The following is an 18,030-nucleotide window of genomic DNA, read 5'->3' on the forward strand; positions in this document are numbered from 1 at the left end:
TTATGATTGATATTAAACTTTTAGACTATTTAGAGTCCTACTTAACCGAAAACCGAAGAACGCGTTTTAATAAAGTACTGTCCCAACGAACAAAACATTTTACGGTTGCAACTGAAGATGTGTATCAACTTCACAACACAAGTGCAGTTATACGAAGTTGCGATGTGTTTGGGATACAAGAGGTAAACATTGTTGAGGAAATTAACTCCAAACGAATAGATAGAGAAATTGCAATGGGAGCCCAAAAATGGGTAGATTTAAACCGATTTCATACAGTGAAAGATTGTATTAAAGATTTGAAATCCAAAGGCTATCAAATTGTGGCGACCACACCACATACTAACGATTGCCTACTGCATGAGTTTGATGTTACTAAAAAATCATGCTTTTTCTTCGGAAGGGAAACCGAAGGGTTATCGCAAGAAGTTCTAGACAATGCAGACTGCTACTTAAAAATTCCAATGAGTGGTTTTACTGAAAGCTTGAACATTTCAGTGTCAGCAGCAATTATCCTTCAGCATGTTACTACAAAGTTAAAACAGACAGGAATTAATTGGCAATTGACAGAAACTGAAAGGCTCGAAAAACGTATGGATTGGATTAAGAAAACCATAAAAAGCTACGATAAGATTGTAGAAAGGTATTACTCAAAGCAATAATTTTTGTAACTTTAAAAGAACTAACTAAACTAAAAAAGATGATAATAGCACTTTACGTTATTCTAGGTATAATTGCCTTGATAATTATTTTAGCATTAATTGCACCAAAAGCTTATGATGTTAACCGAAGCATTGTTATAAATGCGCCAAAAGACGAAGTTTTTAAGTATTTGACCTTTATAAAAAATCAAAACGATTGGTCGCCTTGGAAAAAGAAGGACCCAAACATGAAACAAGAATTTATAGGAACTGATGGTGAGGTTGGTTTTATTTCTAAATGGGAAGGTAATAAAGATGTTGGAACAGGTGAGCAGGAGCTTATCAGTATTCAAAAGGAAAATGACAAAATAGAGGTTCAGTTACGATTTTTTAAACCATGGAAATCACAATCTGTAGGCTATTACACAGTTGAAGAACTTAATACTAATGAAACCAAAGTGGTTTGGGGATTTCAAGGGAAAAACCCAATTCCGTTTAATGTGTTTATGCTGTTTTTCAATTTTGAAAAGGCAGTAGGAAAGGATTTTGATGAAGGCTTAACAAGTCTAAAACACATATTAGAAGGTAAATAATTTTGGTATGAAACATAATATGGTAGGTTGGTTCGAAATTCCAGTAAATGATATGGATAGAGCTAAAGCGTTTTATGAAGCTGTTTTCAAGGTTGATATTCAAATTGTTGATTTTGGAGGCATGTTGATGGGTTGGTTTCCTTATGAAGAAGGAAAAGAAGGAGCAGCAGGTACTTTAATAAAACAAGACACTTACATTCCAAGTCAAGAGGGAACGTTGGTTTATTTTATTTGTGAGGATGTACAAAACGAACTTAACAGAATTGAAGCTGCTGGTGGAAAACTATATCAACCAAAAACCCAAATTTCTCCTGAACATGGTTTTATGGCAGCGTTTATTGATACTGAAGGCAACAGAGTTGCGCTACATTCAAGAAAATAAAAAGAGGAATTAAAACCTGCTAGGTCTGTTTCTATTTAAGACCTTGTATTCTTCATAGCATTCGCTAATAGCATCCAAGATTTGAAGGTCGTTTGCAGTTTCAATAAAATCTTTGGAATAATTACAATGACTAACAATTTCGTCAAGGTCGTGTTTGTCAACCTGTAGCAATACGGTTAGCATTTCTCTATCAAAACGACTAGCTAAGTTATTTCTAATTTCGTCATCTTCTTTCATTTGCCTTAACTTTCTAAGTTCTTTAGGCTTTTTTCCAAAGATATTATATAAAAAATCAGCAGGATTAAAAATAGCACCTAACACTTTGTTTACAGCGTTAGGTGAATTATTTCCTGCTTCATAACCTTTATTTGGTAAACCTGAAATGCTATATCTATAATTGGTTTTTATAGGCATTTGTTTTATGTCAACTTCTAGATAGCCTGTAAGTTGTAATTGGTTAACTACAACCTCTTCAAGCGCTAATGCCAATTCGGTTAACTCAATTTGAGTGTCTCCAAATTTTATCCAGTCGTTAGTAACAAGTACTTTAATAGACTTGTAACCTAAGTATGAAAGGTGCAGTGTGTCATTGGCTTCGGCCTTAATTTCAAAACGACCTTTGTCATCGGTTGAGGTACCCACAACTTGGTTGAGGTTAACAATATTTACACTTTCTAAAATACCACCAGTACTAGAACTTACAACAGTTCCTTTAACTGTAGTATGGTCTTGCGAAAATCCTAGAGTTGTAAATAAAAAGAGTAAAATAGTGATATAATAATACCTCATAGCAATCATTTATGATATAAAAGTACTAAACAAAAAACATTTATAAGATTATACTTAAAAATTTTGACTAAAAATTAACAAGAAGGTTTAAAACCATTAACGTCTTGATCGTCTTGGACGTGATGACATTTTGCCGCTTCCTGAACTCTCTGAACGTCTCGACTTTCCTTCAGATTTTCTTCTGCTACTTCTGTTTCCAGAATCGTTATTAAAACCTGAGCGTCTTTCTGATCTTGGTTTGTCGCTACGTCTGTTTTTTCCACCACCATCACGACGTCTTTTGCGTCTGCTAGTACCTCGTCCTTTGTCTTCAGATACTTCAACGTTTACAAAACGTCCGTTGTATTTAAAGTCGGTAAAAAACGATAATACTTTCTCTTGTAATGCTTTTTCAGTATTAAAAAATGAAAAACTGTCTTTTACATCTACTTTAAAGACATCGTCTCTACCAAGTTCTAAAATTTCTTTTAAGAAATCTTTTAAACTCATCCAGTCATAGCCATCCTTTTTACCTACGTTTATAAAGTAACGTGTGGAGTTGCCATCGTTACTGCTATCGCGTTCGCTACTATGTTGAGCAGAAACATTAAGGTCGCTGGCTTTTTGATAGTAATTAAAGAAACGTGTAAACTCTACTGAAAAGAATTTTTTAATCAGTTCGTCTTTGGTAGTGTCTTCAAACAATTGATTGATGTTTTCAAGGTATTCATCAATTTCATGATTGATTTCAGTATTGTGAACTTTATTGGCTAGCGACATTAATTGTACTTCGCAAATTTCCATTCCGCTAGGAATTTCTTTTTGCTCAAAGTTCTTTTTAATGATGCGTTCAATACTTTTTATTTTTCTTAATTCACTCTTAGAAACAATTACCATTGATACTCCAGTTTTTCCTGCACGACCTGTACGACCACTTCTGTGTGTGTAGGTTTCAATTTCGTCAGGTAATTGGTAGTTGATAACGTGTGTAATGTCGTCAACGTCAATACCACGAGCAGCTACATCAGTAGCGACAAGCATTTGTATTTGGTTGTTTCTAAACGATTTCATAACCAAATCACGTTGGTTTTGGCTTAAATCACCATGAAGTGCTCCAGCATTATAACCATCTTCAATAAGTTTTTCAGCAACTTTTTGAGTGTCGCGCTTTGTTCTACAAAATACTACAGAGAAAATGTCAGGATTAGCATCAGCTAGTCTTTTTAAGGCAGCGTATCTATCTCTTGAATTCACTAAATAGTATTCGTGAGATACTTGGTCACTACCAACGTTTTTGCTTCCTACGGTAATTTCTATAGGACTATGCATAAACTTTTTAGCAATAGTAGCTACTTCTTTTGGCATTGTAGCCGAAAACAACCAAGTGCTTTTATCTTTTGGTGTGTGCGATAAAATGTCAGTGATATCTTCATAGAATCCCATATTTAACATCTCATCAGCTTCATCTAAAACTGAATATTCAATTTTAGAAATATCAACCATATTTCTGCTAATCATGTCTTTCATACGACCAGGAGTTGCTACAATAATTTGTGCTCCTTTTTTTACCGATTTAGCTTGGTCAGTAATGCTTGCTCCTCCATAAATGGCAACAACATTTAATCCTTTACAGTATTTACCATATAGGTTTAATTCGTTTGCAATTTGTAAACAAAGTTCGCGAGTAGGAGAAAGTATTAACCCTTGAGTGGTTCTACTTTCAATATCAATTTTTTGTAACATAGGAAAACCAAATGCTGCGGTTTTACCTGTTCCTGTTTGTGCTAGTGCTACTAAATCACGTTCTTCTTGTAATAAAATAGGGATTGCTTGTGCTTGTACATCGCTAGGGTTTTTAAAACCCATATCAGTAATAGCTTGTAATAGGTCGTCATTAAGACCTAAATCTTGGAATGTGCTCATTCGTTTTTTGTAAGTATTCGATTATGTTATGTAGTGTTACAACAGAAGCGAATCGACATACTTAACCTGAAACTTCTTGGTAACACATCCTCACCTTGAGGAATTTACAACGCATCTTTTTGCGTTTCAAGCGGCAAAGATACACTAATATTCCAATAAACAATATAACCTAAGTTAATGTGTTGTTGAACATTAAGTTTAAAAAATAAATCATTAACGTCTTTTATGACTATTGGTTTTGTTATATTCGGTTCTTTAAACTATAACTATGAAGAAATTATGTATTGTATTTGCCATGTTATTTATGGCATTTAATGTTCAAGCTCAAGAAACAACGATGTCTGATGCAGACCAAGAGAAGATGGCTCGAATGATGGAGTTAATGAGTCAAACTATTGAAATGGATGTGAATACCGAATTATTTAGTAAGGTAAGCACAAATGCCTATGTCTCTGAAGACCCAAAAGCTGTTATCATGGCTATGCTAACACCTGAAGATTATGAGACTTCAAAAGAAAAAATGAAAAATGATGTAGGTGACAAAATGGATATTAAAGATAAAGGTGAAACTGAAATTAATGGTGTAAAGGTTTTATACATGAAAGGAACTACTGAAGCAGAAGGCTCTGATCTTAATGTTGAAATGTACTGTATAGGAATTGATGATGAAACCTCTTTAATGTTTATTGGAATGGTTGATAAAACTGCAGATGCAAAATATGCTGAAGCTGTAGAGAAAGCAAAAAATTCAGTAATTAAATAATCAAACCGAATTATAAGTATAAAAAAATCCAGCGTTGGCTGGATTTTTTAGTATATAGACGTTTAAAACGGTTGTGTTTTATTGGTGATAAGCAGTATTGTGAGCTAAAGCATTACCACAGTTGCTACAGCTTCCGGCAGCACCAGCACCTCCAGCACAACCATTATTGCAAGTGTAATGCCATACACCATTTGCATTTTGGCTTGGTTCGGTTTTTTGTGTTGTTGTAGGTGTGGTTATAGGTAAAGTTGTAGCAGGAGTATTGGTGTTAGGAGTGTTATGTGTTGTTGAATTATTCGTGTTATTGTGATAAGCTTGATTATGCTCTAACACGCTTCCGCAGTTACTGCAATTTCCAGCAACAGCAGCTCCATTAATACAACCACTACTACAGATGTAGTGGAAAAAATTAGCAGCAGTAATTTTCTTTTTTTCAGGTGCTTCTGATGTTTTTGTGGTTGCTTCAGTGTCTTGAGAAGTGGTAGGTTTAGCTTTGTCTTTACAAGAACTCAAAGTAATCATTGAGATACATAATATTGAAGCGATAATTTTAAAATAGTTCATAATCTTATTTTTTTGGCTTGGACTAGTATACGCATTTTTTCTATTCTTTTCTAAAGAAGTCTAAATTTTATGATTTTTAAAAACTAGTACTAGAGAGTGTTTTAGTGTTTGTTTAAGAAAGAAATCAATTGGGAAACAGCTTTACCTCTATGTCCAATACTGTTTTTTTCTTCCAGAGTTATTTCAGCAAAAGTTTTGTCATAACCACTAGCTTTAAAAATTGGGTCGTAGCCAAAACCAGAATCGCCATATTTAGTTTCGGTAATGCAACCTTCACAAATACCAGTAAAGGTGTTTAGAGTCCCATTCAATACTAATGCAATAACGGTTTTAAAATGAGCGTTTCTGTTAGGCTTGTCTTTTAAGTTCAGTAGTAACTTATCCATGTTGTCGTTTGCATCACGTTGTGGTCCTGCATAACGAGCCGAAAATACTCCAGGAGCACCTTGTAGAGCTTCAACTTCTAAACCAGTATCGTCAGCAAAACAATCGTAGCCATAATGTTGCTTAACGTATTCGGCTTTTTGTATCGCATTGCCTTCAATGGTATCTTGAGTTTCAGGAATGTCTTCAAAACAACCTATATCTTTTAAACTTAATAATTGTATGGTGTCAGGAATAAGCTTTTGTACTTCGTTGAGTTTATTAAGGTTGTTGGTGGCAAATACAAGTTGCATTTCTTAGTGTTTAATTTCAACCAAAAGTACAATTATATACGTTGAAACAAAAACAGAATACCTGTATGAATTTTTAACAGTAAATAATAGTTTTTGAATGTTATCTTTGTTGAAACAATAACACATTTTTTATGAAAAAACTAGTTTACTCATTTTCACTAATATTACTTATGAGTTGTTCCGATAAAGAAGAAAAACCACAAAAAGAACTTTCAGCCGATAATCCATTTAATGTAGAATTAAATCAACCGTTTGATTTTGCAAATGTAACAGGAGCTGCTATTGAAGAGTATGTAGATGTTACTATTGACAACTCTGTACAAGTTATTGAAGAGATTAAAAAAGGAAGCACTCCTACATTAGCTAATACATTTGAAGCTTATGATGGTGTTAGTAATGAATTGTCCAAAGCGTATAGTAATGCGTTTTTGATGTACTGGACTTCAACCGATTCAATAACAAGAGCAAAAGGTTTAGCATCTTCACAAAAGATAGACTCATTAATGACTGTGTTAGGAGCAGATAAAGCGTTATTTGCACAGTTCAAAAAGTTTAAGGATTCTGATGCTTACACTCAATTAGAAAATCGTAAAAAGCGATTTGTTGATGGTGTGATTGAAAATTTTGAGCAATCTGGTGTTAATCTTGACGAAGCAAAACTTGAAAGATATAAAGCTTTACGATCTGAAATTACTGATTTGACATCTCAGTATTCTACAAACATGAATACTGCAGATTTGGTATTAAAGCTAGATGAAAAAGGAGCTAAAGGTTTACCTGAAAGTTTTAAAGCAACTTATAAAACCGAAGCAGGTTACGAAATTCCAGTAATGTCTTCAACTAGAGGTCCTGTTATGGATAATGCAGTTGAAGAATCTATTAGAAAAGAGTTTGATAAACTTTATGCAAATAGAGGAGCAGATAAAAACCTTGATGTGTTAGAGCAGTTGGTTAAAAAGCGTTATGAATTAGGACAGCTTATGGGTTATAACTCATTTGCCGAATATAACTTAGTAAATAAAATGGCTAAAAACCCTGAAACTGTTTGGGAATTTGTAAACGGTTTAGTAGCAGAATCTAAAGAGAAAGCAATTAACGATATAGAGGTTTTAAAAGCACAACGAGCTAAAGCTTTTGGAATTGATGAGAGCTTGCCTATTAATTCTTGGGATTTAAGTTTTTATAAAAACGAAATATTAAAAAACAACTATAAAGTAGACAACGAAAAAATACGCGAATATTTACCAATGGATGCGTGTTTAGGTGGATTGTTTGATATTTATCAAGAGCTATTAGGTCTTGAGTTTAAAAAAGATGAAACTGCTACAGTATGGCATGAAGACGTTGAAGCTTATGAAGTGTATGAAGGCGATAAATTGAAAGGACGCTTTTATTTAGATTTATATCCAAGACCAAATAAAGAGTCCTGGTTTTACTGTGTACCTCTTTCATCAGGAAAACAAACAGCTGAAGGTTATGAAGTTCCTGTAGCGATGTTATTAGGAAACTTTACAAAACCAACCGAAACAATGCCTTCATTGTTAAGTCATAATGAATTAAATACTTTGTTTCACGAGTTTGGACATATAATGGATTCTATGTCTTACGAAGGTGAGTATAGCTTACAAGAAGGTACAAAATCTGATTTTGTTGAAGCTATGTCTCAAATTTTTGAAAACTGGACTTGGGATTACGACATCTTAAGTTCGTTTGCAAAACATTATAAAACTGGAGAGGTTTTTCCTAAAGAGTTGTTTGATAATATGGTAAACGCAAAAAATGTATCTTCAGGTCTTTCAGCACAAGGATCATTAAGACGTTGTATTTATGATATGAATTTATACGATAAATATGATCCAAATCAACCATTAGATACAGACCAGTTATGGAAAGATATTGATGCTGAAATGAATGTAATGGATTGGTATGTTGAAGGAACACACCCTCAAGCAAGCTGGATTCATATTAATACACACCCAACTTACTATTATGGTTACTTGTGGTCTGAAGTGTATGCACAAGATATGTTTACAGTTTTTGAGGAAAACGGATTGAGAGATCAAGAAACAGGAGTTAAATACAGAAAATTAATACTTAGCAACGGAAGTCAAAGACCTGTTAATGAGGTTGTAGAAGAGTTTTTAGGTAGACCATCAAACAATAAAGCATACATTAAAAGCTTGGGCTTAGAGTAGTCTTTGTAACATTTTGTTGTTTTTGACGTCCTATAAGTATGAGAAAAATAATACTTATAAACGCAATTGTTTGGGCAGCTTTAATACTTGTTAATTCATTTTTGTTTAAAGATCATGATAATTGGAAATATATGTTTTTGTTCCTTATATCAGGTTTTACAATAGTAAACTCTCTATTATTAACTAAGCATAAAAGAAAAACAACTTGTAAATAAAGCAAGAACAGATAAAAAAAAGATGCCATTTGGCATCTTTTTTTATCTATGATGGTAAGGTTCGTTTCTTAAAATAGTAAAGCCTCTGTAGAGTTGTTCAACCATAAATAATCGCACCATTTGATGCGAAAAAGTCATTTTAGATAAAGACAGTTTGCCTGCTGCTTTGCTGTAAACTTCTTCTGAAAACCCATAAGGTCCACCAATTACAAATACAAGCTGCTTAATGCCTGAGTTCATGTGTTTTTGTAAGTAATTGGCAAAAGCAACAGAATTTAGTTGTTTTCCTTTTTCGTCAAGTAAAATTAATACATCTGTTGGGTTAAGTTTGTTTAAAATAAGTTCGCCTTCTTTTTGCTTTTGCTGTGTTTCGCTTAGGTTTTTTGAGTTTTTGATATCTGGTATAATTTCAAGCTCAAACTTAATATAGAACCCAAGACGCTTTGTGTACTCGTCAATTAATGATTGAAGCGCTTTGCTATCTGTTTTGCCTATGGCTAAGAGTTTTATGGTCATTAGAAACAGTGGTCTTTGTGGTAATAAACGTTATGTTTTTCAAATATTCCAAACCCATTAATAATATACTTATCTATGGTTGTTTGCAAATCGTTTTTGTAAATACTCCAATCATCATTAGTAATTAACTCCTTTATACTTTTATCACTAAGATGACCACCACTTAAAAGATATTCTCCATTTGGTTTTAATATTAGTAAGTTAAACTGTGAGACGTTAGTGAAGAATTTAAGTTTTAAGATGCCTTTGTTTTGTATTAAATCTATATCCTTATACTTTTCAGCAAGATTTTGGTCAAGATTATACATGTAATTGATGCTTACTGGGTGTTTCTTTTCAAATTTCTTTTTACATTTTTTAGACTTTTTTATTCTTTTTTTTATAGTCTTATTATGAGATGTTTCAGTTAGCTTGAATTGGCTTGTTCGATAACGATTTTTCAATAAATCTTGCACAGAGTCGGGCAGTCTTACGTGACTGTCATACAATTTTTTTTGGGCTTCATAACTATAAAGATTGTCAATGTATTTTACAATGATAATTTGGTTACTTTTTGTAGTGCCTTTTGTTAATAGTTTATAAACTTGTTCATACTCTTCAGGTTCTATTTTACCAAAGTCATATTTAAGAGTAACTTTATATATATCTAGAGTATCTGTTGATTGTCTTAGACATTTATAGGCTAGTCTATTGCATTTTTTGTAAAACTCTAAGGATTCAATTTCTTTAGAATTTTCATCATAGAATTTACTCTCTTGCGAGAAACATAAGCTAATGTTAAGTGTAAAGAATAGACAAATAAATAAATTGAACTTCATTTTGAGATTTATTGATTAAATATTACCATAAAAATAGCATTTATATTTGTTGTTTTTTTTAGAACTGTTCAATGAGTTTATTCTTAAATTTTTTAAAAACCCTTTAGGTGTTTTGGTGTTTTTAGTTTTAGCATTTTCAAGTGCTTCAATATAGGGAGTCCAATCATTAGTGTCAAGAAGTTCTAAAATAAATTTCTGATTGATTTCAGTAAAATAAAAATAATGACCATTTGGTTTTAATATAAGCATACTGTCTTGATTGTTGTAGAAGAAAAGCTTGTTAAGTAGCTGAGATATTTGCTTCCAATTAAAAGTTTCAGTGTCGTAAAAATAACCAGCAAAGCTTCTGTAAAAATAGAGTCGAACTCTGTTGTTTGACGTAGCTTTTTCTATACATTTTTTTTGATCAGAAATATATTCTTTTGCCTTTATGTGATAATTGTCTTTTGTAATTTGATGGTTTGGGTGCATTTGTCTATAGTGTAAATGATTCAGAAGGTTATCTCTGTAAGTGATAATTAGTGTTTTGTCATCTAATTCTAAAATTTCAGAATCACGTTTTAATACTCCTAAAACTTGTTGGTAATCTTTGGTATTAAGTTTTCCAAATTTATAATTTTCAAAAACTAAATATCCTGTCATGGAATCATTCTTAATGGTTTGGCAATTAAATAAGAATGAATCGCATTTTTTGTTGTAGGTTGCTTTATCAATTAACCCTAAATTTTCATCTAAATAAATATTGGTTTGAGAAAATGAAGAAGGCAGACTAAAAAACGCGACAAAAATTATAACTATTTTTTTTAAAGACATTCGAATATTTCTGTTAAAAATACTATATTTTCGTATAGTCCAAAATAACAAAAAAATGATAAGCGAAGCTCAATTCCATAAAGAAATAGAAATAATTATTACCAATGCCATAAGAGAAGATGTTGGTGATGGTGACCATAGCTCACTAGCATGTATTCCACTTACAGCTAAAGGAAAAGCTAAACTATTGGTTAAAGATAATGGGATAATAGCTGGTGTAGAGTTTGCGAAACTTATATTTAAGCATGTAGATAAAAACTTAAAAGTGCAAACATTTATCAACGATGGACGTAATGTAAAAAAGGGAGACATTGTGTTTTATGTTGAAGGGTCTTCGCAATCTATTTTAAAGGCTGAGCGACTTGTGCTTAATTCTATGCAACGTATGAGTGCTATTGCAACCAAAACAAAACAGTTTGTAGACTTACTTGAAGGTACAGGAACCAAAATTTTAGATACTCGAAAAACTACACCAGGAATTAGAGCTCTTGAAAAATGGGCTGTAAAAATTGGTGGAGGCGAAAACCATAGGTTTGCTCTTTATGACATGATTATGCTTAAGGATAACCATATTGATTTTGCAGGAGGAATTACTAAAGCTATAGAAAAAACCAAGCAATATTTACAAGACACAGGAAGAGATTTAAAAATAATTGTTGAAGCTAGAAATCTTGATGAAATTAAAGAAATCTTGCAAAGTGATGGTGTTTACCGAATTTTGATTGACAACTTTAATTTTGAAGACACTAAAAAAGCTGTAAAGCTAATAGGAGATAAATGTTTAACAGAATCTTCTGGTGGTATCAACGAGAAAACTGTTAGGCAATATGCACTTTGTGGTGTTAATTATATTTCATCAGGCGCATTGACGCACTCAGTTTATAACATGGATTTAAGTTTAAAAGTAGTAGAGTAAGATAATAATCTTAAATAGCAATACGTGACCAAACCCATTGAAGATAAACTTGAAAAGTTGCCAGTAATCAACCTGCTTGTTAGGTTTTTTAAACAGATAAAATTGCCAGGTCTTGAGGGCTTATCTGTTTATGATTTAATGGAGCTTTACTTTATGGGAATTGTAAAAGGCGCTCTAACAACAAGAGCAAGTGCAATTGCTTTTAGTTTTTTTACCGCTATTTTCCCGTTTTTACTGTTTGTCATTATTGTAATTCCATACATTCCTATTGACGATTTTCAAATTAAGTTTGAGCAGTTTCTAAATTCGTTTTTACCTCCTCAAACATCAGATTTTTTCTTCTCAAATATTTTTGAAAACATTAGCGGAAGTGGAGGAGCAGGTTTATTATCATCGGTTTTTTTACTGTCTATGTTACTAATGGCAAATGGCGTAAATGCTGTGTTTTCTGGTTTTGAAAATTCTTATCATGAACAACTCACAAGAAATGCGTTTCAGCAATACCTCTACGCACTAGGGATTGCTTTAATTTTAGCATTTTTAGTGCTGCTAACTGTTGCGGTGTTTGGATACTTTCAAATTTATGTCATACAGCCCATATACCAAGGCATTACAGGTAAAGATGTCTTAGAGAGTGACTCAGGTTTGGGATGGATTGTGTTTGCAAAATACATGTTTTTTGTTTTAATGGTGTATTTAGCAACAGCTACTTTGTACTATTTTGGAACTAAAGAAGGTAGAAAATCTCGTTTCTTCTCGATAGGCGCATTATTAACCACTTTATTAATAATATCAACGTCTTACCTTTTTGGTATTTACATAAATAACTTTTCGCAATACAATGAGCTCTATGGTTCTATTGGAGCTTTGTTAATACTGTTATTGTATTTATGGTTAAACTCCAATATTTTATTATTAGGTTATGAACTTAATGCATCTCTACATGTATTGAGAAAGTATAACATTAAAAATGATTAACTAAAGTGTTTTAAAAATTCTTCTTTTCGTCTTACAGAAATGGGCACTTTTGAATTGTTAGACATTACAACATAACTTTGTTTGCCTTTGTAGTATTTTTTTACATGTTCTAGGTTAATTAAGTGAGATTTATGGGTTTTAAAAAATGAATTGTCTTCCAGTAAATCTTCGTAAAACTTAATTGGTTTAGAAACCATAGTTTTGCCTTCGCTAGTAAAAATATGTGTGTAGCTCGTGTCTGCTTCTAGATGTATAATGTCTTCTACTTTTAGAGTTTCAAAGCCTGATAGCGTTGGAATTGTTATAACTTTTTTTTGATCTTGTTTTAGGTTTTTAAATAAATTTTGAATTTGATGTTCAATATTACTTTCTTGTAAACTAGTTTTTAGTCTATTCACAGCATCGTTAAAATCATCAGCATCTATAGGTTTTAATAAATAATCAAATGCACTAAACTTAAATGCTTTAATAGCATAATTGTCAAAAGCAGTTGTAAAAATTACCTTGAAATTAATCTTACTCATACCTCTAAGAAAATCAAAGCCAGTTTTATCATGAATTTTAATGTCTAAAAACACCAAGTCTGGTTCCATTTTAGTAACAACTTCTAATGCTTCTTCAACAGTATTGCATGTTGTAAGTACATTAAAAGTATTTGGGTGTCTATTAATAAGGCTCAAAACCCTTTCAACGCAATGTGCTTCGTCGTCTATTATTATTGTTTTTATCATCTTTTAGTAGGCAAGATGTATTGGTAAAGACACTTCTATTCTTGTGCCTTTTTCTTTGTCTATAATTTTTACATCTCCATTAGTGTTCTTTAGTTTATTGATGATTTCAATTCTACTTTTGGTAATAGTCATTCCTAACGATTTTTTTGTTGGTATATTACGTTCAATAGTTTGTCTACCAACACCATTGTCATCAACACTGCAAATAAGCATATTGTTTTCTTTTTTAAAGCTGATGGTTATATTTCCAGGTTCTTCAATTTGTGATAAACCGTGTATAATACTGTTTTCAATAAATGGCTGAAGAATCATAGGAGGAACTAAAATTTCGTCAGTTTCTATGCTTTCGTCAACTTGTATTGTGTAATTAAATTTATTTTGAAACCGCTTACGCTCAATATCCATATAAGTTTTTAAAAGAGAAATATCTTCACTTAATAAAATCTCTTTTTTTTCTGAGTTTTCTAAGGTCATACGCATTAGTTTAGCAAATTTACTCAGGTAATCACTAGCAGACTGTGTGTCGTTTTTTAAAATATAATCTCCAATAGAGTTTAGGGAATTGAAAATAAAATGCGGATTCATCTGCGAGCGTAACGCCTTCAATTCAGTGTCTGAAACCTTAGCATTAAACTCAGCTTCTTTAGATTTTGAAACTGCTTCTTGCTTACGTTTATAAAGCATAAAACCGATAAGAGAAATTGCAACAAATGCACTACCACCAATTATTGATGCATTTTTTATTGACTTTTGACGTTCAATTTCAACTTGCGCAATTGCTCGGTCTTTGTCAGCTTCAAATTGAATTTCCTTTCGTGAAATTTCAAGTTTTCTATCGGCATTAATAAGACTGTCTCTTAAAATAATATGTTGTTTGTATGTTGTTAGTGCGTTTTTGTAATCGCCTTTTATTTCATAAACATTTGCAAGAGTGCCTAAAGCACTATTTTTTGTAGCTAAGCTATTTAAGGCTTCATTTAGCTTTAAGCTGTTTGTGGCATAATGTTCGGCTTTTTCTATAGCATTGTTTTTAAGGTATACTTCTGCAGCATTAGTATAAGCAGCTACTTTTAAAATCTCTAGATTATGTTGCTCAATTATGTTTAAGCTTTCTATAGTGTTTTTTAAACCTTCTTCTAAGTATCCAGCATTAGTTTGTACTAAACCTAAATTGCTTTTGGTATTAGCTATCAATAGGCTGCTAGAGTTGCTTTTTTTGGCTTCTATGATAGCTTTTTTATAATTGTAAATGGACGAATCGAGCTCTTTTGTTTGGCCATAAATATTGCCAATGTTAAAAAATGTATTGGCTTTGTTTTCAGGGAAATGGAGTAGCGTTTTAAAACTCTTCAATGCCTTGTCGTATTCTTGTTGTTCGTAATTAATGAGGCCAATATTAGTTAGTACTCCTACGGCATATTTTTCAAGTTTAGGGTTGTTTTCAATTAATGCGTAAGCATTTTGATAGTAGTTTAAAGCGTTTACTGGGTTTGATAAAAAATAATGCTGAATAATACCTATGTTGTTGTAAGATACAGCTATTCCTTTTGTATAGTTTTTTTGTTTTGAGATTTTTAAAGTTTTTAAATTGTACCCTAACCAACTAGTGTCTGATGGTGTTAAATACATTTTTCTTGCGGCAAATTTCAATCTTAAATTTACGTAAGTAGTATCTTCTTGTTTGTAGTTGTTGATAACAGTTTCTAACGAATCAAGCATTTTGTTTTGAGAAACACAAAATGATGAAAGCATTAAAAAGAATAAGAATAAACTATTTTTCATTTTAATAGTTAACTAATAGCTGGTTAAAAGTAGCAATTTCTTGTCAGAAAAACCGACTGTTTTTACGTTAATATACTCAAAGCTAACGATAATAAGTTGGTTATGGGTTTTTGCCGAAATAAGTATTTGCTTTAGGTGTTAATTTATTTTTAAAGGCAATTTCATGAAGTTAAAGTTATTTTTTACGCTACTTTTTTTAAGTATCTATTCTAATGCGCAAGAGCAAATTTTCAATATTCCAGAAACTTGGGATATTGACATTTGGAATGGTGGTAGTTGGTTACATTTTTCAAATATAGAGTACACTTTTAACGAAAATTGTATGCCAATATTAGTAGAGTCTCAGGTTCTAGATTTTGGTTCAGGTGTGTTTGTTGATAGTTCAAGATTAACAATAACCTATAATGGAAACAATGAACCATTAGAAAATATAAATGAGCTTTGGAATGTTGAAAGCAATTCGTGGGAAAATGAATTGCGTACTACATATATATATAATTCTGAAAATTTAACCACAACACAAAACTACGAATGGCAAAATGAAGCATGGGTTTTAGTGGAGGTAATTATTGAAGAATATGATACCCAAGCGATGGCTTACGAAGTAATTTATCAAGATTATGTGAGTGCAACAGATACTTATGTTAATACAGGTAGAAATGTTATTCAGTATAATAATTTTGAGCGGATTGATAACATTCTATATTACGATTGGGATATTGTTGAAGACGATTGGGTACATCGAAGCCGACAAACTTATGTTTATGACACAAATCAATTAGCAACTCAATCTATACTTGAAGATTGGGAAGGCGAACAATGGGTAAATGATGTTTTAGAAGTATTTACTTATGACGTTAATCACTTTTTGATAGAAACTCTAAAATCAGACTGGAATACCGCTTCATCTAGTTATGAAACGAACAGTAGAGAGTTAATAACAAATGATGCAGAAGGAAACCCAATAGAAATGATAACTCAATCCTACTTGTTTGGGTCTTGGGTGAATTCAACAAGAGATAGAAGAACGTATCCAGATTGTCTTACGTTGAGTGATGAAGAAGTGGCTTTTGAAGAAATAAATATATATCCAATTCCTGCTACAGATGAATTAACGATTGAAAATACAACTCAACAAGACTTTGCATTACAATTATTTGATATTAATGGAAAGCTTATCAAAGTTGAGCAATTATTAAACTACAGGAATAATCTAGACGTATCAAGTTTTAATTCTGGTGTCTACATTTTAAAGCTATCAAACCAATCAGGAGTTTACACCAAACGCATTATAAAACAGTAAAAACAGTTTCTTATGAAAAAAGTAAGTTTTAAAAATAGAATAGCCCTATGCCTTGTGTTTGTTTTTTTATTGCCAATGCTTAGTTGGTCTCAAAAACGAATCAAACCACCAAAAAGAGCTTCTAAGGTAGAGAGTGTTGATGCGTTTGTAAACAATACATTTGAGCTGTATCATAAAGTTTTTGTTTATGACAGTTTGGTTAATGCAGGAGTTGAAATTCCTGCTGAGATTGAAGATGAACTTGTTGAACACGCAGAACAAGACGTGGATAGCCTTTTACAAATTGTACCTGATTTAATAGATGATATCAGTGATGCACCATTTATGCGACAAGCCAAAGCGACACTTAATTTAAACAAGGCAAAAAAAGCATTGAAGTATTGTGGAATTACCATCAAGACTTACTTTGTTGGCACAAAAGAAGAGGAAGATGAAAAGGAGTAGATTATACTTTACAATTCAACAATTTAGTTTGATGGTATGCTTTTTCTTATTAAGCGTTAATGGTATTTATGCACAATCTTACAAAGTAGCTTTTAAAGACGATATGTGTCATTGCATTGAGCAAGAAAATTTAAAACGAAGACTTACCGAAAATACATATAAAACATGTTTTAGAGAAACATTAACTAAGTATGCAGCTCAAATTGATGCACAAATAGTTGAAGAAGACCCTAATCAGAAATTTTACAAAGGTCAGTTAGCAAGAAAGGAATTAGTTTTAGCTTTAGAGTACGAATTAATTTATAGTTGCAATACTTATTTTGAGTTTTTAGAAAGCTTGCGTGTTAGTAAAATGTTGATCGCTAGAGAACATGCTAAAGAAACTGATTTAGAAGCCTACAATCAACAAGTTGCTTTAACTCCAAACTCTATATCTTATTTCATGCGTGCGCAATTACAATTTAAATTAGGTAATTTACAAGAAGCCGCAGCAGATATTAATAGAAGTTTAGATGTAAATCCATATAAAGCGAATGTAAAATCTACAAGAAATGAGTTGTTACTATTGGCTTGGGTATATGAAGAACAAAACAAATTTACAGACGCAATTGCTATTTATGATCAATTATATTCAGGAGATTTTGATACTAAAATTGCAGTTTTAAGAGCCTTGGCACATAAAAAGTCTGGAGGCACTTCGGCTAGTGTTCCTAATGTTATAAAAACTAATGAGAGTACTAATGATAATAAAAATTCTGCAAGAGGAAGAAGAAGTGCAACAAGAACTGTAAAAACCAAAGTAACTTCAGATCAAGTAATAGAGAAAAAGAAAGACACCTCTTCGCTAAAAAAGTTATTTAAAATCGATAATAAGAAGGGGAATTAAGTCGCTTTTTTTTTAAATAAGATAATAAAGTTTGTGTGTGAAATTAGTTAAGGGACTAGTAAGTAAATGTCAATACTTTAGTAGAGTAAAAAAACCATTTCAATTTGAGATGGTTTTTTTGTGTA

19 protein-coding genes are annotated in these 18,030 nt (G+C 31.9%); 10 read left to right on the forward strand and 9 right to left on the reverse strand.

Features of this window, described 5'->3' with window-relative positions; all coding sequences use genetic code 11:
- Positions 1–2: 2 nt before the first annotated feature.
- The 3 genes from A8975_RS08605 to A8975_RS08615 are packed head-to-tail and all read left to right on the forward strand — an operon-like array spanning position 3 to position 1,613.
- Positions 3–659 carry a TrmH family RNA methyltransferase gene (locus tag A8975_RS08605; RefSeq protein WP_131508479.1) on the forward strand — a complete coding sequence of 219 codons (657 nt, stop codon included), beginning with the start codon at positions 3–5 and terminating at the stop codon, positions 657–659.
- A 38-nt stretch (positions 660–697) separates the two neighbouring features.
- Positions 698–1,231: an SRPBCC family protein gene (locus tag A8975_RS08610; protein WP_131508481.1), complete on the forward strand. Its 534-nt coding sequence runs from the start codon at positions 698–700 to the stop codon at positions 1,229–1,231.
- Positions 1,232–1,238: 7 nt separating this feature from the next.
- Positions 1,239–1,613 (forward strand): VOC family protein, encoded by a 375-nt coding sequence (locus A8975_RS08615; protein WP_131508482.1) that lies wholly within the window; start codon positions 1,239–1,241, stop codon positions 1,611–1,613.
- A gap of 9 nt (positions 1,614–1,622) precedes the next feature.
- On the opposite strand, the gene A8975_RS08620 is transcribed toward A8975_RS08615, so the two are convergent.
- The gene (locus tag A8975_RS08620; protein WP_134199829.1) at positions 1,623–2,402 is read right to left on the reverse strand and encodes a carboxypeptidase-like regulatory domain-containing protein; all 780 of its coding nucleotides are present in this window, start codon (positions 2,400–2,402) and stop codon (positions 1,623–1,625) included.
- Between the two features lie 96 nt (positions 2,403–2,498).
- Positions 2,499–4,304, reverse strand: coding sequence for a DEAD/DEAH box helicase (locus A8975_RS08625; protein WP_129761336.1), 1,806 nt, complete (start codon positions 4,302–4,304; stop codon positions 2,499–2,501).
- Positions 4,305–4,572: 268 nt separating this feature from the next.
- On the opposite strand from A8975_RS08625, the gene A8975_RS08630 reads away from it, so the two are divergent.
- On the forward strand, positions 4,573–5,067 hold the full coding sequence (locus A8975_RS08630; protein ID WP_243832963.1) for a hypothetical protein: 495 nt from the start codon (positions 4,573–4,575) through the stop codon (positions 5,065–5,067).
- A 78-nt stretch (positions 5,068–5,145) separates the two neighbouring features.
- Here A8975_RS08630 and A8975_RS08635 read toward each other — a convergent pair whose 3' ends face one another.
- Positions 5,146–5,631 carry a hypothetical protein gene (locus A8975_RS08635; protein WP_134199831.1) on the reverse strand — a complete coding sequence of 162 codons (486 nt, stop codon included), beginning with the start codon at positions 5,629–5,631 and terminating at the stop codon, positions 5,146–5,148.
- A 101-nt stretch (positions 5,632–5,732) separates the two neighbouring features.
- On the reverse strand, positions 5,733–6,308 hold the full coding sequence (locus tag A8975_RS08640; RefSeq protein WP_129761338.1) for a non-canonical purine NTP diphosphatase: 576 nt from the start codon (positions 6,306–6,308) through the stop codon (positions 5,733–5,735).
- Between the two features lie 131 nt (positions 6,309–6,439).
- Here A8975_RS08640 and A8975_RS08645 point away from each other — a divergent pair, with 131 nt between their 5' ends.
- Complete coding sequence (locus A8975_RS08645) at positions 6,440–8,503, forward strand: M3 family metallopeptidase (RefSeq protein ID WP_134199833.1); 2,064 nt, start codon at positions 6,440–6,442, stop codon at positions 8,501–8,503.
- A 257-nt stretch (positions 8,504–8,760) separates the two neighbouring features.
- Here the strand turns inward: A8975_RS08645 and rlmH are convergent, their stop codons facing one another.
- The 3 genes from rlmH to A8975_RS08660 are packed head-to-tail and all read right to left on the reverse strand — an operon-like array spanning position 8,761 to position 10,865.
- On the reverse strand, positions 8,761–9,234 hold the full coding sequence (gene rlmH / locus A8975_RS08650; protein WP_134199836.1) for a 23S rRNA (pseudouridine(1915)-N(3))-methyltransferase RlmH: 474 nt from the start codon (positions 9,232–9,234) through the stop codon (positions 8,761–8,763).
- Positions 9,234–10,052: a hypothetical protein gene (locus tag A8975_RS08655; RefSeq protein WP_134199838.1), complete on the reverse strand. Its 819-nt coding sequence runs from the start codon at positions 10,050–10,052 to the stop codon at positions 9,234–9,236. The genes rlmH and A8975_RS08655 overlap by 1 nt, the downstream gene beginning before the upstream one ends.
- 15 nt (positions 10,053–10,067) lie before the next feature.
- Entirely contained in the window at positions 10,068–10,865 is a 798-nt protein-coding gene (locus tag A8975_RS08660) for a hypothetical protein (protein WP_134199840.1), read from the reverse strand.
- Positions 10,866–10,920: 55 nt separating this feature from the next.
- Here A8975_RS08660 and nadC point away from each other — a divergent pair, with 55 nt between their 5' ends.
- Positions 10,921–11,781, forward strand: a complete 861-nt coding sequence (gene nadC / locus A8975_RS08665) for a carboxylating nicotinate-nucleotide diphosphorylase (protein WP_134199843.1) — start codon at positions 10,921–10,923, stop codon at positions 11,779–11,781.
- A gap of 24 nt (positions 11,782–11,805) precedes the next feature.
- A complete protein-coding gene (locus A8975_RS08670) occupies positions 11,806–12,759 on the forward strand; it encodes a YihY/virulence factor BrkB family protein (protein ID WP_134199845.1) in 954 nt (317 codons plus the stop codon).
- On the opposite strand, the gene A8975_RS08675 is transcribed toward A8975_RS08670, so the two are convergent.
- Together A8975_RS08675 and A8975_RS08680 are read right to left on the reverse strand one after the other, a co-directional pair.
- Entirely contained in the window at positions 12,756–13,490 is a 735-nt protein-coding gene (locus tag A8975_RS08675) for a LytR/AlgR family response regulator transcription factor (protein ID WP_134199848.1), read from the reverse strand. The two genes, A8975_RS08670 and A8975_RS08675, sit on opposite strands and share 4 nt — an antisense overlap.
- A gap of 3 nt (positions 13,491–13,493) precedes the next feature.
- Positions 13,494–15,272 carry a histidine kinase gene (locus tag A8975_RS08680; RefSeq protein WP_134199850.1) on the reverse strand — a complete coding sequence of 593 codons (1,779 nt, stop codon included), beginning with the start codon at positions 15,270–15,272 and terminating at the stop codon, positions 13,494–13,496.
- Between the two features lie 163 nt (positions 15,273–15,435).
- On the opposite strand from A8975_RS08680, the gene A8975_RS08685 reads away from it, so the two are divergent.
- Genes A8975_RS08685 through A8975_RS08695 form a run of 3 tightly spaced genes read left to right on the forward strand, consistent with a single transcriptional unit; the run spans position 15,436 to position 17,905 of the window.
- The gene (locus tag A8975_RS08685; RefSeq protein ID WP_134199852.1) at positions 15,436–16,575 is read left to right on the forward strand and encodes a T9SS type A sorting domain-containing protein; all 1,140 of its coding nucleotides are present in this window, start codon (positions 15,436–15,438) and stop codon (positions 16,573–16,575) included.
- 12 nt (positions 16,576–16,587) lie between these two features.
- The gene (locus tag A8975_RS08690) at positions 16,588–17,019 is read left to right on the forward strand and encodes a hypothetical protein (RefSeq protein ID WP_131508503.1); all 432 of its coding nucleotides are present in this window, start codon (positions 16,588–16,590) and stop codon (positions 17,017–17,019) included.
- A complete protein-coding gene (locus A8975_RS08695; RefSeq protein ID WP_134199855.1) occupies positions 17,006–17,905 on the forward strand; it encodes a tetratricopeptide repeat protein in 900 nt (299 codons plus the stop codon). The genes A8975_RS08690 and A8975_RS08695 overlap by 14 nt, the downstream gene beginning before the upstream one ends.
- Positions 17,906–18,030: the final 125 nt, after the last annotated feature.

The sequence above is a fragment of the Meridianimaribacter flavus genome (assembly GCF_004366715.1).
In the GTDB taxonomy this organism is placed as follows: Bacteria; Bacteroidota; Bacteroidia; order Flavobacteriales; family Flavobacteriaceae; genus Gaetbulibacter_B; species Gaetbulibacter_B jejuensis.

Coding starts and splice junctions, on each gene's coding strand:
- rlmH (WP_134199836.1), bottom strand. CDS start 9,234: ATGACCATAAAACTCTTAGCCATAGGCAAAACAGATAGCAAAGCGCTT.
- A8975_RS08640 (WP_129761338.1), bottom strand. CDS start 6,308: ATGCAACTTGTATTTGCCACCAACAACCTTAATAAACTCAACGAAGTA.
- A8975_RS08635 (WP_134199831.1), bottom strand. CDS start 5,631: ATGAACTATTTTAAAATTATCGCTTCAATATTATGTATCTCAATGATT.
- A8975_RS08680 (WP_134199850.1), bottom strand. CDS start 15,272: ATGAAAAATAGTTTATTCTTATTCTTTTTAATGCTTTCATCATTTTGT.
- A8975_RS08605 (WP_131508479.1), top strand. CDS start 3: ATGATTGATATTAAACTTTTAGACTATTTAGAGTCCTACTTAACCGAA.
- A8975_RS08660 (WP_134199840.1), bottom strand. CDS start 10,865: ATGTCTTTAAAAAAAATAGTTATAATTTTTGTCGCGTTTTTTAGTCTG.
- A8975_RS08610 (WP_131508481.1), top strand. CDS start 698: ATGATAATAGCACTTTACGTTATTCTAGGTATAATTGCCTTGATAATT.
- A8975_RS08675 (WP_134199848.1), bottom strand. CDS start 13,490: ATGATAAAAACAATAATAATAGACGACGAAGCACATTGCGTTGAAAGG.
- A8975_RS08620 (WP_134199829.1), bottom strand. CDS start 2,402: ATGAGGTATTATTATATCACTATTTTACTCTTTTTATTTACAACTCTA.
- A8975_RS08695 (WP_134199855.1), top strand. CDS start 17,006: ATGAAAAGGAGTAGATTATACTTTACAATTCAACAATTTAGTTTGATG.
- nadC (WP_134199843.1), top strand. CDS start 10,921: ATGATAAGCGAAGCTCAATTCCATAAAGAAATAGAAATAATTATTACC.
- A8975_RS08685 (WP_134199852.1), top strand. CDS start 15,436: ATGAAGTTAAAGTTATTTTTTACGCTACTTTTTTTAAGTATCTATTCT.
- A8975_RS08645 (WP_134199833.1), top strand. CDS start 6,440: ATGAAAAAACTAGTTTACTCATTTTCACTAATATTACTTATGAGTTGT.
- A8975_RS08630 (WP_243832963.1), top strand. CDS start 4,573: ATGAAGAAATTATGTATTGTATTTGCCATGTTATTTATGGCATTTAAT.
- A8975_RS08690 (WP_131508503.1), top strand. CDS start 16,588: ATGAAAAAAGTAAGTTTTAAAAATAGAATAGCCCTATGCCTTGTGTTT.
- A8975_RS08615 (WP_131508482.1), top strand. CDS start 1,239: ATGAAACATAATATGGTAGGTTGGTTCGAAATTCCAGTAAATGATATG.
- A8975_RS08655 (WP_134199838.1), bottom strand. CDS start 10,052: ATGAAGTTCAATTTATTTATTTGTCTATTCTTTACACTTAACATTAGC.
- A8975_RS08625 (WP_129761336.1), bottom strand. CDS start 4,304: ATGAGCACATTCCAAGATTTAGGTCTTAATGACGACCTATTACAAGCT.